This window comes from Sphingobacterium kitahiroshimense, assembly GCF_025961315.1.
Taxonomy (GTDB): Bacteria; Bacteroidota; Bacteroidia; order Sphingobacteriales; family Sphingobacteriaceae; genus Sphingobacterium; species Sphingobacterium anhuiense.
Window position 1 is genome coordinate 4,453,120 of record NZ_JAOQNK010000001.1, and the last position, 13,236, is coordinate 4,466,355.

Here is a 13,236-nt window from a genome sequence, read left to right on the forward strand (position 1 = left end):
TATAGCAGTGAAAACATACAAACATGTAAATTATTTGTGGGACGATAAAATAGCGCAATCATTGCAAGGTGATGAAGTTGCTTTATTATTATATCGTTCAAATATTCTAGGCGCCGATCTAAGAATTACTAATTATGGAGGAGGAAATACCTCTTGTAAAGTTTTGGAGAAAGATCCGCTTACTGATGAAAGTGTTGAAGTCATGTGGATAAAGGGGTCTGGAGGAGATATCGGCACGCTGAAGAAGTCAGGGCTTGCAGCATTATATCTTCAGCGCTTACGTAATCTTGAAAATGTGTATAGAGGAATAGAATATGAGGATGAAATGGTCGCACTATTTAATCATTGTATTTTTGATTTAAGCTCTAAGGCACCTTCTATTGATACGCCCTTGCACGGATTTTTACCATTTAAGCATATTGACCATTTACATCCAGATGCCGGAATTGCAATTGCAGCATCCAAAGATGGGAAAAGAATAACTGCTGAATTGTTCAATGGATCGATCGGTTGGGTTGATTGGCAACGTCCTGGATTTGATTTAGGTTTACAATTACAAGAATGTTTAGAAGCAAATCCTGGTATCAAGGGTATTATGTTGGGATCTCATGGTTTGTTTACCTGGGGAGACACTGCTTACGATTGTTATATTAATTCCTTAGATGTTATTGAGACTTGTGCTACATACCTTGAACAAAGTTATAGCAAGAAGAATAACGTATTTGGCAACCAAAAGATAGTAAGTCTTAGTAAAGAAGAAAGAAATGCACAGGTGGCAAAATTAGCTCCTGTTTTGCGGGGATTTTGTTCAAGCGAGCGCCATATGATCGGACATTTTACAGATGATGAACGCGTTTTAGAATTCATCAATTCCAATGATTTGGACCGATTAGCACCATTAGGGACAAGTTGTCCGGATCATTTTTTAAGAACTAAAATCCAGCCTTTGGTGCTAAATTTAGATAAATCGGAGTGTTTAGATAATATAGCGGAGATTAAAAAGAAACTGGAGCCTTTGTTTGCTGGATATCGAGAGATGTATGAACAGTATTATGATAGCTGCAAACATGAAAATAGCCCCGCTATACGTGATAAAAATCCCGTTATTGTTTTATATCCCGGAGTTGGACTTTTTTCGTTTGCAAAGGATAAACAAACTGCTCGTGTAGCTGCTGAATTTTATATTAATGCCATTAATGTAATGAAAGGTGCTGAAGCGGTAAGCGAATATACTGCATTGCCACGTCAGGAAGCTTTTGATATTGAATACTGGCTGTTGGAAGAGGCAAAATTACAACGTATGCCAAAATCAAAAGCATTATCAGGTAAGATTGTACTCGTGACAGGTAGTGGTGGTGGGATTGGAAAGGCGATTGCAAGAAAGATGGCACAGGAAGGTGCTGTTGTCGTGTTGAATGATATCAATGCTGATCGGCTTGCATCATGCGAGGTAGAATTCGTAGCAGAGTTTGGTAGAGATGCGGTTATTACGACTCTACTTGATGTAACAAATGAGGCCCAGATAAAACATGCACTCAATGATGCTGTACTAGCTTTTGGTGGGATTGACATTGTCGTTAATAATGCGGGTTTATCAATTTCTAAAACGATCGAGGAACATACACAAGATGACTGGGATCTTTTATATGACGTTTTGGTTAAAGGTCAGTTTCTGGTAACTCAGGCTGCAACAGCTATATTAAAAGCACAAAATATTGGTGGTGATATTGTCAATATTGTAAGTAAAAATGCTTTAGTGAGTGGTCCGAATAATATTGGTTATGGTAGTGCAAAGGGTGCTCAATTACACATGAGCCGTTTGAGTGCAGCTGAATTAGGGGCAGCAAAGATTCGAGTGAATGTAGTGAACCCGGATGCCGTAATTTCCGATAGTAATATTTGGGCAGGTGGATGGGCCGCAGGTCGTGCTAAGGCATATGGTGTAAAAATCGAGGAGTTACCTGCATATTATGCAAAGCGTACTTTGTTAAATGAGATTATTCTGCCAGAAGACATTGCAAATGCGTGTTTTGCACATGTTGGTGGTTTACTGAATAAATCTACAGGTAATATATTAAACGTTGACGGGGGAGTGGCAATGGCTTTTTTACGGTAGGTTTTATATCTTAGTTTTTAAGGAATGAAAAGAAAGTACATGCTGTATCTAAGTAAATTTTAACCAATAACCATTTTTAATATGATTTTAGATCAACAATTAATAAAAAAGCACAATAATAAATTAGAAAAGAAACATAATCGAGCATTTGAATTTATTTCCCAGGATATTGATGAAGTTGAAGAGCTTATTGCTAAACTTCAGAAATTTCAGATCGGGATACCGAGTTGGGCACTAGGGACAGGTGGTACACGTTTCGGACGCTTTTCTGGCCCTGGCGAGCCAGGGAGTTTGGAGCAAAAGTTTGAAGATGTTGGTTTACTACATGCTCTTAATAAATCTAGTGGAGCTATTTCCTTACATATACCTTGGGATATCCCAAAAGACGCCGTAAAAGTGAAGGAATTGGCACGTTCTTTAAATATCACGTTCGATGCTGTTAATTCCAATACTTTTCAAGATCAACCACAGCAGGAATATAGTTATAAGTATGGATCTTTGCATCATGTTGATCCTGAGGTTCGCAAGCAGGCTATCGACCATAATATTGAGGTTATCAATTATGGGAAAGCTCTCGGTTCGAAGGCTTTGACTGTTTGGTTAGCTGATGGTTCATCTTTTCCTGGCCAATTGAATTTCCGTGAGGCTTTTCAGAATACGTTATCCAGTTTGCAGGAAATCTATAAACACTTACCCGAGGATTGGAAATTGTTTATCGAGTATAAAGCTTTCGAACCTTATTTCTATTCGATGACCATTGGAGATTGGGGGCAGTCTCTACTTTTGGCAAATAAGCTGGGCCCTAAAGCTTACACATTAGTGGATTTAGGGCACCATTTACCAAATGCTAATATTGAACAGATCGTATCATTGTTATTAATGGAGGGGAAGCTTGGCGGTTTTCATTTTAATGATAGTAAATATGCTGATGACGATTTAACAGCAGGAAGTATTAAACCCTATCAACTTTTTCTGATTTTTAATGAATTAATTGATGGGATGGATGTGAAGGGAATGGATCACGCTACTGGTTTAGGTTGGATGATTGATGCTTCACATAATCTTAAAGATCCTTTAGTGGACTTGCTGCAATCTGTTGAAGCCATTAAAATTGCTTATGCGCAAGCATTACTTATCGATCGTGTTGCACTCAAGGCCGCTCAACAAGCGAATAATATTGTAAAAGCACAAGAAATTCTTCAAGATGCATTTCGTACGGATGTAAGACCATTGGTTGCTGAATCTAGGTTGAGGAGTGGTGCAGCTTTAAATCCTGTATTATTATTTGAGGAGGAAAAATTACGTGATAAGCTAATAGAAGAGAGAGGTTTACAAACTATTGCAACTGGATTATAAAGTTTTTAGGATGAATAATGATAAAATTCCTGTAGTTGCTATTTTCGATGTTGGTAAAACCAACAAAAAGCTGTTTCTATTTGATTCTAATTATCAGATCGTGTTTGAACGTTCGGCCAGATTTTTAGAAACAAAGGATGAGGACGGGGATCCTTGTGAAAATCTTGAAAGTCTTAGATTATCGGTTTTTGATTCACTTCATGAGGTCTTTAGAAAGAATGAATTTGAAATTAAAGCGATTAATTTTACATCATACGGGGCTAGCTTTGTATATCTTGATGAAAATGGTAGACCCTTAACTCCATTATATAATTATCTAAAAGAATTTCCTGTTACTATTCAACAAGAACTGCATAATAAGTATGGAGGAGAGGAACATTTTTCTTTAACAACTTCATCGCCAACATTAGGTAGTTTAAATTCGGGTTTCCAGATTCTTCGATTAAAAAAGAAGCAACCAGAAATTTATAAACAGGTCAACTTTGCTCTGCATTTGCCCCAATATTTAAGTTTTCTGGTTTCTGGAAAGTTCTACTCAGATATGACCAGCATCGGTTGTCATACTGCTCTATGGGATTTTGAAAAGGGTGAGTATCATCAATGGGTACAAGATGAGGGTATTACCAAGGTGTTAGCTCCAATTGTTAAAGGAGATGAAGTTTTTGATGGTGCATTTCCTGGTAGCCCTTTTAGAGTAGGAGCGGGGCTTCATGATAGTTCTTCGGCTTTAATTCCTTATTTATTCAATTTTAGTGAACCATTTGTTCTAATATCCACGGGCACTTGGTGTATCTCATTTAATCCATTTAATAATAGTGCTCTAACTTCTTGCGAACTAAAAAAGGACTGTTTGTTTTATCAATCTTATTTAGGAAACCCGGTTAAGGCTTCGCGGTTATTTGCAGGTTATGAACATGAACTGCAATCTAAACGAATTGCTGATTTCTTTCATGTTACGACAGCGAAGTTTCGTAATCTTCAGCTTAATCTAAGGATTTTAGAAAAATTAATGAAAGAGCCTGTAATTGTGGATTTAAAAGCATTTTCAAAAGTTGAGCTTGATCGATACCGTAATTATGAAGAAGCTTACCATAGTTTAATTTTACACCTCATCAAAGTACAGGTGGAATCAACAAAACTAGTTTTAGATGCGAATAAGATCTCTAGAATATTTGTAGACGGTGGGTTTAGTAAGAACCATATTTATATGAGTCTTCTGGCAAAAGAATTTCCTGAAGTCGAAGTTTTTGGCGCTTCAATGGCTCAGGCAACAGCATTGGGCGCAGCTCTTGTCATTCATGACCATTGGAATGAGCTGGCAATACCGAATGACCTTATTGCATTGCGGTACTTTAGAAATAAATGAAATTTAAATTGTTATAGATCAGAACTATGAATAAGAAAAGGGTCGAGTGTAATCACTTGATCCTTTTCTTCAATACAAAAGGTTTCTAAATAGAGAGCGTGAAAGTCTTTAAAAAACCAATTGTTTTTTAGGAATCATTAGACAAACAACCTTTAAGGTGTTTGTCTAATCATGAATGGCGTAAATAGATTTTTTACCAGAACAAGTTTACGGCTATTGACAATAGTTTCCATCTTGTGCTGTTATGGTACCTAGTAGTAAACACCTAAAAAAGTTGAAATATGAAAAATATGAATGGTCTTGGAGTTTAACTTTTTTAAAATTTTATGCTAATTAATTGTTATTTTAGTGATTAATCTAAATTTTAAAATGACCAATTCAACTGCTCAGTTTTTAATGACACTGGAGATCAGTGATTTTTCAGCAACTCCTAAATATCTCCAATTGGCGAATACCATCATTGATGCGGTAAAAAATGAAAGGCTTAAGAAGAGTGAAATGCTTCCTTCAATTAATGAATCCAGTACTTATCTTGAAATATCTAGAGATACGGTTGAAAAGGCTTATCGCTATTTAAAAAAGCATGAAATTATTGCATCAAATCCAGGTAAGGGATACTATGTCAATAAAACAGATATTCAATCCAAATGTAAAATTGCACTGTTTCTGAATAAATTGAGTGTTCACAAAAAAATAGTCTATGATTCATTTGCGAAGGAGTTGGGGGATTATGCTGATCTCGATTTATTTGTCTATAATTCAGACCTTTCTTATCTCAAGAATTTATTAGCGAATCTGACCAAAACTTATGACTATTACGTGCTGTTTCCACATTTTAAAGAGGGACGAGATAAAGCGCCAGATATTATTCGTAGAATACCAATCGATAAGCTAATGTTATTAGGACGATTTATTGATGATGTACCTGGTGATTTTCCAGCGGTTTATGAGAATTATGAACAGGATATTTATTTAGCATTGGAACAAGCTAATGAAGTTTTAAGTAAATATAAAATGATAAAATTGGTTTTTCCAGATCATAGTGATTTCCCAAAAGCAATTATCAAAGGTTTTTATAAATTTTGTCAGCAATACGCTTTTGATCATGAGCTGGTGTCTGAATTAAATAAAGAAAAAGTGGTAGTGGGTACTTGTTATATTAATATTATTGAAGATGATCTCGTAAAGCTACTGAACAAGATCCAGCAGAAAAAGCTTTTGATAGGTAAAGATATTGGTGTTATTTCCTATAATGAAACACCTTTAAAGAAATTTATTTTGAATGGAATTACAACCATATCAACTGATTTTGAAACAATGGGACGGATGGCGGCAAATCTGATTAAAAATAACTCTAAAGAGAGGCTAGAAGTTCCATTTAATATTAAGATTCGAGCTTCTATATAAAGGAATTTCTTAGACTATAAAAAAAGCCATGAGAAAACTCATGGCTTTTATACTTTTGATCACGATTACAGTATTATTTTTTTATGGTTAAAGGGTATTGTTTAAATACTCCTTGAACAACTTTAGCAACATTAGTTGCAGCTTTCTCTGGACTATTAACTTCACCAGATCCACGTGCTTGCCAAACAACTTTATTTGTTTTACGGTCTACAGCTTCTATGATTAAGTGAGCGTAGCGGTAGCGTTCTTTGGCTACAGGATATGTTGCATAACCATAATAAGGAGAAAACCACGGTCTGTACCAACCCCATGGACCTCCATAAGCGTATGAGGATCCATATACTAAACGGCTTTTGTTATTGACAATTGTTATATAACGGAATAACAAATCTGGATTATCCTTACTGTAAGATAAGCCTCTTGCTTGTAATTCGCTGTTGCTCGCGTCTAATATATTTGTTCTTGCAATATCATTATCAAAGTATGATTTTGATAACGAATCAACAGGTGGTAACCAGCCATAAGTACGATATTGCGAAAAATCTACTTTTTCGTCGCGCATCGTATTATATTGATATGAGGCACAAGATGCAAGAATTAGACTTGCAAATAGGAAATAAATTATTTTTTTCATGACCAATAGGATTTATATTATTTTCTTAGTGTTAGACAAATGTAAATGTTAAAAGTTTAATTATATCAGTAAAAAAAATTATTGATAAAAGGCAACTAATGGCATCGAACGGCCTGGACCAAAAGCTTTTGGACTAATGCGCAGTATTGGAGGAGCCTGAAATCTTTTAAATTCGGCATTATTAACTAGTTTTATAATTTTTTCAACAATATTAAGATCATAACCTTGAGCTAAAATTTCCTCTTTTGATTTTTGTTTTTCGATATATAGGAATAATATTTCATCCAGTAAATCATATGGTGGTAAGGAATCTGAATCCTTTTGATCGGGTCTTAATTCTGCAGAAGGTGCTTTTTCAATTGTATTAGATGGGATAATTTCCTTATTTCGGTTAATGTATCGGGCGAGATCATAGGCCTTTGATTTATATACGTCTCCTATTACTGAAATCGATCCTGCCATATCTCCATATAAGGTGCCATAACCTACCGCTGCTTCACTTTTATTTGAAGTGTTTAAAACGATATGACCAAATTTGTTGGAAATTGCCATTAATAACGTACCTCTGGTACGTGCCTGGATATTTTCTTCGGCAACACCCGCTTGTTGCCCTTCAAAAAAGGGAGCTAATGTTGTTTCGTAGGCCTGTGTAATATCTTTTACTGGAATGATATGATGTGCGCAATTGGTGTTTTTTACGAGATCTAATGCATCTTGAATGGAATGGTCGGATGAATAAATAGAAGGAAGCAATATTGCAAGTACATTTTCTGAACCTAATGCTTCACAGGCTAATGCGGCAACTAGTGCTGAATCTAATCCACCGGAAAGGCCTAAGACAGCTTTTTTGAAACCAGATTTGTGAAAATAATCACGTAAACCTAAAAGCAGGGCATCGTGAATCAGTGCTATTTCCTGATCTTGGGGTACCGTAAATGCTGTTGTTGCTTTTATGGTTTGATCTCTATATTCTATAATCTGTACATCTTCTTCGAATTTTTTTAATTCGCAACAAATTGCTCCATTTTCATCAATAGCTAATGATCTTCCATCAAAAATTATATCCATATGAGCACCTACTTGGTTAACATAGATTAACGGACGTTTTGCTTTTGCCACTTGTGCTTTCAAAACAGCAACACGATCTTCGTAATGGACATAAGAAAAAGGCGATGCTGCAATATTGATCAGCAAATCTGGGTTTTCTTGAAGTAATTCGCTCATGGGATCGCCAACATAAGAATTATTTCCTTGATCGTCATCCCATAAATCTTCACAAATGGTCAATGCTATTTTTGTTTTTTTATAGGTGAGACATGCGAATTTTCTGCTAGGTTCAAAGTAACGATATTCGTCAAAAACATCATAGTTAGGAAGTAGTCCTTTTTTACTAATGTGTGTAATCTTTCCATTTTCTAAACAAACTGCAGCATTGTATAGCGCTTTACCTTCTGGATCTGTATTGGGGACAGGCGCTCCGATAATGCATAAAATATCTTGGCAATGTGATGCAATGGTGGTAATAGATTCACTACACTGTTTTAAGAATGTTGCATTTTGCAAAAGATCCTTTGCTGGGTAGCCGCCAATTGCTAATTCAGAAAAAACAATAATTTCAGTTTGTTGTGCTCTTGCATTTTCAATAGCAGTAATAATTTTTGCTGTGTTGGAACTGAAGTTGCCGATATGATAATTTAACTGGGCTAAAGCTATTTTCATTTTTGCGTCTTTGTTTTGAATGGTATACTGATATGAAGAGCAAGATAAGAAGTTTTTTAGACTACTTTTTGATACTATTGTTTTTTTATTTTAGTTTTTGATAGTGAATTAAAAACAAACAGGATCTTTACGTAAGTAAAGATCCTGCATCGTGTATTCGTTTAAAATTTTAGAAGAAATAAATCTCCCAAACGCCATTTAATTGCTAATTGAAACAACTTCAATTTCAGAATATAGTGGAGAGTTTGCTGGAACTTTATCTTTTGCAACTTGATCATAACCGAATGGAGATGGTGCTACAGCTTTTATTTTACTTCCTTTTTTAAGTCCTTTTACAGTTAATCCACCGATATTTACTTCCTTACCTTGAAAAGATAATTTTTTTGGAAAAAAAGCGAACTGCCAGAATAAGATAATACGGTCTCTATTTATCGTAAATGTTGCTGGGCTACCCTCTTTAGATTCATCAACAAGAGTTCCTTTATCTGCGCCGTTCAGTAAATTAACTTTATAATTTACTACAGCGGTAGGATACATCAGGTAACCACCGGAGCTGATTTGATAAGCGTATGAAGCATCGTCACCTTCAGCTATCAGATCATACCAAATACCAGTTGCTGTATCTAATTTAGGATTCGTGAAATTTTTGATGGCAAATGATTTCAACTGAGGAGCCTGTTCTTTTAGTAAATTTTGGATTCTCGCATTTTCGATAGAATCTTTAATTCTTTGTTCTTCAGCTAATTTTGAAAAGTCGTCTGATTTACTACAAGATGCCAAAGCAATAATCATTGCCAACATTCCAAAAAAGATTTTTGTAAAATTTTTCATAAATTTCTTTACTTATTACTGTTATTATACCGGTTAAAACGTTCAATTGTTTAGATGTGCTACAAGGTACGAAAGAATTTTAAAGCAAGTAAAGTGTAGGATAATTTTTTATTGGGCAATGTGCTGTCTTTTTGTTCGTTAACAATAGTTTTCTTGTGAAAATTATATATATATAAAAGGTCCTTTACATCACGATGTAAAGGACCTTTTATATGCTTTTATTGATTTTGTATTAATTACGAACCAGTAACATCTCCAACAGTTTTCACTTCGATTGTGTAAACAACTGGAGTATTTTTAGGAACAGTTACTTTTTCGCTACCTTTTGTATATTCTACTTGGTCAAAAGTATAATAAGATGGTGAAATAAAACTAATTTTATCATTTTTTTGGAGACCTTTTGGTAGTAATCCCTCGAATCTTACATCTTTACCTTGGATATTAATGATTGTTGGTACAAATGCTTGAACCCAAGCAGCTCCGTATACTGTAGTTGCTTGACGAATATCTGTGTAATTTTTAGGAACTCCATCTGTATTTTTATCAAATACAGTTCCATTCATCAGTTCACCCTTAAAATTTACAGTTGCTGCCCAAACATTTAACCCTGCTTGTCCAATACCATTAACAGTTCCTTTATATACGTAAGGAGTTTCATTTCCAGCCGCTAAATCTACTTTATACCAGATTCCAGTTGAATCAGAGTATTTAGCATTATCTCCCCATTTGGTTTTTGCATATTGCTCTAATAAAGGAGCTTGTATTCTTTTTAATGAATCTCTGCGTACTTTTTCTAATCTTGCTTTTTCAATTTGCTCTCTTTCAGCTTTCTCATAATCAAAATCATTTTTGTTACAGGAAGCAAAAACTATCCCCATGCATAAAAATGCCATTAAAAATTTCGTAAATTTTTTCATAATTTTTTAAATTGTATCTTATATTACCACTAAAACGTTATGTTTTTCGGTTTCGCTACAGCGAGATGTTAAATTATCTTAAAAAATTCGCTAACTCTTTTGGGCTTAGATATTTTTGCTTAATACTTTTTAATTTAAATGTTTGATCATAACGCAGGAGACTCGGGAAAACCATCTTTTGGCTGGTTAACAAGAGTAAGGCTAAGGGATGATATTGTCCGGTATTTTTTTTGGGAGTTTTTGATTTCCATAATTGCTGATCGAAAGTGATGTACTCAACCGTCTCCGCATCTAATTCAACTAGATAATAATCTTTGTTTAATCGGTCATAGATTTCTTTTTTTGAAAAGACTTCTTTTTCCATTTTTCTGCAGTAACTGCACCAGTCGGTATGAATGAAGATGATTGTTTCTTTTGGTGCTATGCTTAATAAAGAGTCTAATTGTTGAAAAGAGGTATAAATTATCCGCTCTTGACCATAATGGCTGAGCGGATAAAGGATAATCGTTATTAATAAAACAAATTTGTGCATATGCTTCATCTTTCTTTAATAAATGGGATTAGTGAAAATGGCCAATTTTTACTCCAAAGGTTATTGTACGTGGTTTTGTCGGACCGTAAATGTAGTTTGAATCTCGATTAGCGCCTTTATCGAAATCTTTTTGGAATGCGTTGAACATATTTTGTACACCTGCAAATAATTCAAGGTTAAAATCTTTGTGAACAGCAAAAGTATATCCTAACCGTGCATTCAGCTCCATAAAATCCCTCGTATTTTTGAGGCTCATGATTTCTTCTTGTATATGCGAGATCTTCATTTTTCCGGTGTAAACTCCTGTTAGGTCAACTGCGAATTTCTTAGTTGCTTTCCAATTGGCATTTAAGTACCCATAGACATTTGGCGTACGTAAGAAATCTTGGGACAAAATGGCTTCTTGACCTGTTTTAGCTTCAGCTATCAGTTGTGCCGATTGGTATCGCGAGCGTTGTATCGTACCACCAGCTTGTAGACTAAATATACTTGAAGGGGCTACATTAAGTTCTAGGTTTGTTCCGTATACATAGGCATCTGTACCGTTTCGCATTTCTTCAATCATAATGTCATTGGATTCTGATTTCAAGACTGTCGTAAATGGATTATTCAACTGTGTATAGAAGCCCTCCACTAAAAGACTTGTTTGCGTATTACCATAATTTCTGCTGAAATTGAACGATCCGGTATAAGCATTTGAATATTCTGTTTTTAGGTCTTCTCCAATTAATACAAAAACCTGTTTTCCTCCGATTGAGGTCACATGCATATCTTCATTGAAGGCTTGTGGGGCACGGAACCCGCGCGCATACCCGCCACGAAATTGAATATTACTATTGATATCGTACAAGATGGTTAATCGCGGATTCCAAGATCCAAAATTCTTCTGACTGCTGCGTTCCACTTGTTGGAGCTGATAATTTCCATCGACGAAGATGTAGTCGTATCGCATTCCTATTAATGCTTTGAAAGAGGATATTGGCTTCCATTCGTATTGGGCATAAGTTCCTATTCCTTTTGTTTTTTGATCGATGATACGTTGATATCCGGGAATCTGATCATTTGTTTTGTTGTAGTTGAACTCAATACCGCCGGTAAAGACATCATCCTCAAAATTGTTTGTGTATTGTGTTCCTGTAACAAAAGACAAATCATCTGTGTCTCCATAAGAATTTGCGGCTCTTAAACTATCTGTTGCAGTGGGCGCTTCGCCCAGTCCCCCGTAAAAACTTTTACGTTTTGTTTTTTGGCCGGAAGCATACACGGAGATTTTTTGTTTATAGTCTGCTAAATAATGATCGTAAGTGATACCACCAATCAGTGAATTGGTTTCCAGTTGTTCTGTGATGGCTGTAAAATGGGGTGATTTGTTAAATTGGTCTCCTCCTCTTCTAAATTCCTGTATGGTACTGAAATCTACTGTTATTTTATTGACATCGGAAGGTTTGAAAAATGCTTTTGTTCCGAATGTGGTATTGTTAAGTTCTGTTATCTCCGAAAATCCGTCCTTATTTTTATCAAATGGTTGACGATTCCGGTGCATACCATAAAAGGTAACTCCTGTTGTAAGGTCTTCATCTACGTAGGAGGTGTTGAAGTCTACCGTATTATCCCAACTGCTACCGCCGATTAATGAGTTGGTAGATTTAATCTGCCAATCATTTTCGACAGGATCTTTAGTAATGATATTAATGGTACCGGCAATTGCATTTGCTCCAAATAGGGCAGAACCACCACTTCGAACGACTTCAATGCGGTCGATCATACTGGTTGGAAGTTGGTCTAAACCATATACACTGTTTAATGCGCTGAATACGGATCTGCTGTTGATCAAGATCTGTGAATAGGCGCCTTCTAATCCGTTTAGACGGACTTGTGAAAAACCGCAGTTTTGACAGTTGTTCTCTACCCTAACTCCTGGTTGATAGTTTAGTGTTTCGGACATAGCTACAGATTGTGTAGCCTGAAAAAGTTTAGGGCCTAATACCTGCACAATAACTGGTGCTTCCTTTTTACTGACACCATATCGGGTTGCGCTTACAACGACTTCATTCAAATGCAGGTTGTCTGTATTTAATTTAAAGTGTACGGTGGAATCTGTTAGCAATATCAGCTGTTTGATGGTTTGATAGCCAACAGCGGTTATCTGTATATTTTGTTTTTGTTTAGTTAGTTTTTGAAATTCAAAATAGCCTGCGGTATCAGAAACGGTCGAGTGAAGACCATTTTCGATGTTGATAGTTGCTCCAACTATACCTTTACCGTCATTGTTACTGATTTTACCTTTTAATGTATGTTGTGCATATGTATGCATACTGATCATCATGATGATGATCAATAGGTTGATATTTCTCATTG

General features: G+C 35.5%; 10 protein-coding genes. 4 read left to right on the forward strand and 6 right to left on the reverse strand.

Annotated features, from left to right (window positions below):
- Window positions 1-7 precede the first annotated feature (7 nt).
- From M2265_RS19340 to M2265_RS19355, 4 genes are all read left to right on the forward strand, one after another.
- Entirely contained in the window at window positions 8-2,116 is a 2,109-nt protein-coding gene (locus tag M2265_RS19340; RefSeq protein ID WP_132769184.1) for a bifunctional aldolase/short-chain dehydrogenase, read from the forward strand.
- Between the two features lie 81 nt (window positions 2,117-2,197).
- Window positions 2,198-3,472, forward strand: a complete 1,275-nt coding sequence (locus tag M2265_RS19345) for a TIM barrel protein (protein WP_132769182.1) — start codon at window positions 2,198-2,200, stop codon at window positions 3,470-3,472.
- A 10-nt stretch (window positions 3,473-3,482) separates the two neighbouring features.
- Complete coding sequence (locus M2265_RS19350) at window positions 3,483-4,838, forward strand: FGGY-family carbohydrate kinase (RefSeq protein WP_132769180.1); 1,356 nt, start codon at window positions 3,483-3,485, stop codon at window positions 4,836-4,838.
- Window positions 4,839-5,207: 369 nt separating this feature from the next.
- Complete coding sequence (locus M2265_RS19355) at window positions 5,208-6,245, forward strand: substrate-binding domain-containing protein (protein WP_206368523.1); 1,038 nt, start codon at window positions 5,208-5,210, stop codon at window positions 6,243-6,245.
- A 73-nt stretch (window positions 6,246-6,318) separates the two neighbouring features.
- Here the strand turns inward: M2265_RS19355 and M2265_RS19360 are convergent, their stop codons facing one another.
- The 6 genes from M2265_RS19360 to M2265_RS19385 form a co-directional block, all read right to left on the reverse strand.
- A complete protein-coding gene (locus M2265_RS19360) occupies window positions 6,319-6,879 on the reverse strand; it encodes a DUF4136 domain-containing protein (protein WP_132769178.1) in 561 nt (186 codons plus the stop codon).
- 78 nt (window positions 6,880-6,957) lie between these two features.
- Entirely contained in the window at window positions 6,958-8,598 is a 1,641-nt protein-coding gene (locus M2265_RS19365) for an NAD+ synthase (RefSeq protein ID WP_132769176.1), read from the reverse strand.
- Between the two features lie 198 nt (window positions 8,599-8,796).
- Entirely contained in the window at window positions 8,797-9,429 is a 633-nt protein-coding gene (locus M2265_RS19370) for an FKBP-type peptidyl-prolyl cis-trans isomerase (RefSeq protein ID WP_132769174.1), read from the reverse strand.
- Between the two features lie 236 nt (window positions 9,430-9,665).
- Window positions 9,666-10,346: a hypothetical protein gene (locus M2265_RS19375; RefSeq protein ID WP_132769172.1), complete on the reverse strand. Its 681-nt coding sequence runs from the start codon at window positions 10,344-10,346 to the stop codon at window positions 9,666-9,668.
- Between the two features lie 73 nt (window positions 10,347-10,419).
- Complete coding sequence (locus tag M2265_RS19380) at window positions 10,420-10,878, reverse strand: thioredoxin family protein (protein ID WP_165905859.1); 459 nt, start codon at window positions 10,876-10,878, stop codon at window positions 10,420-10,422.
- 28 nt (window positions 10,879-10,906) lie between these two features.
- Window positions 10,907-13,234 (reverse strand): TonB-dependent receptor domain-containing protein, encoded by a 2,328-nt coding sequence (locus M2265_RS19385; protein WP_132769168.1) that lies wholly within the window; start codon window positions 13,232-13,234, stop codon window positions 10,907-10,909.
- Window positions 13,235-13,236 lie beyond the last annotated feature (2 nt).

Coding starts and splice junctions, on each gene's coding strand:
- M2265_RS19345 (WP_132769182.1), top strand. CDS start 2,198: ATGATTTTAGATCAACAATTAATAAAAAAGCACAATAATAAATTAGAA.
- M2265_RS19350 (WP_132769180.1), top strand. CDS start 3,483: ATGAATAATGATAAAATTCCTGTAGTTGCTATTTTCGATGTTGGTAAA.
- M2265_RS19355 (WP_206368523.1), top strand. CDS start 5,208: ATGACCAATTCAACTGCTCAGTTTTTAATGACACTGGAGATCAGTGAT.
- M2265_RS19360 (WP_132769178.1), bottom strand. CDS start 6,879: ATGAAAAAAATAATTTATTTCCTATTTGCAAGTCTAATTCTTGCATCT.
- M2265_RS19365 (WP_132769176.1), bottom strand. CDS start 8,598: ATGAAAATAGCTTTAGCCCAGTTAAATTATCATATCGGCAACTTCAGT.
- M2265_RS19370 (WP_132769174.1), bottom strand. CDS start 9,429: ATGAAAAATTTTACAAAAATCTTTTTTGGAATGTTGGCAATGATTATT.
- M2265_RS19375 (WP_132769172.1), bottom strand. CDS start 10,346: ATGAAAAAATTTACGAAATTTTTAATGGCATTTTTATGCATGGGGATA.
- M2265_RS19380 (WP_165905859.1), bottom strand. CDS start 10,878: ATGCACAAATTTGTTTTATTAATAACGATTATCCTTTATCCGCTCAGC.
- M2265_RS19385 (WP_132769168.1), bottom strand. CDS start 13,234: ATGAGAAATATCAACCTATTGATCATCATCATGATGATCAGTATGCAT.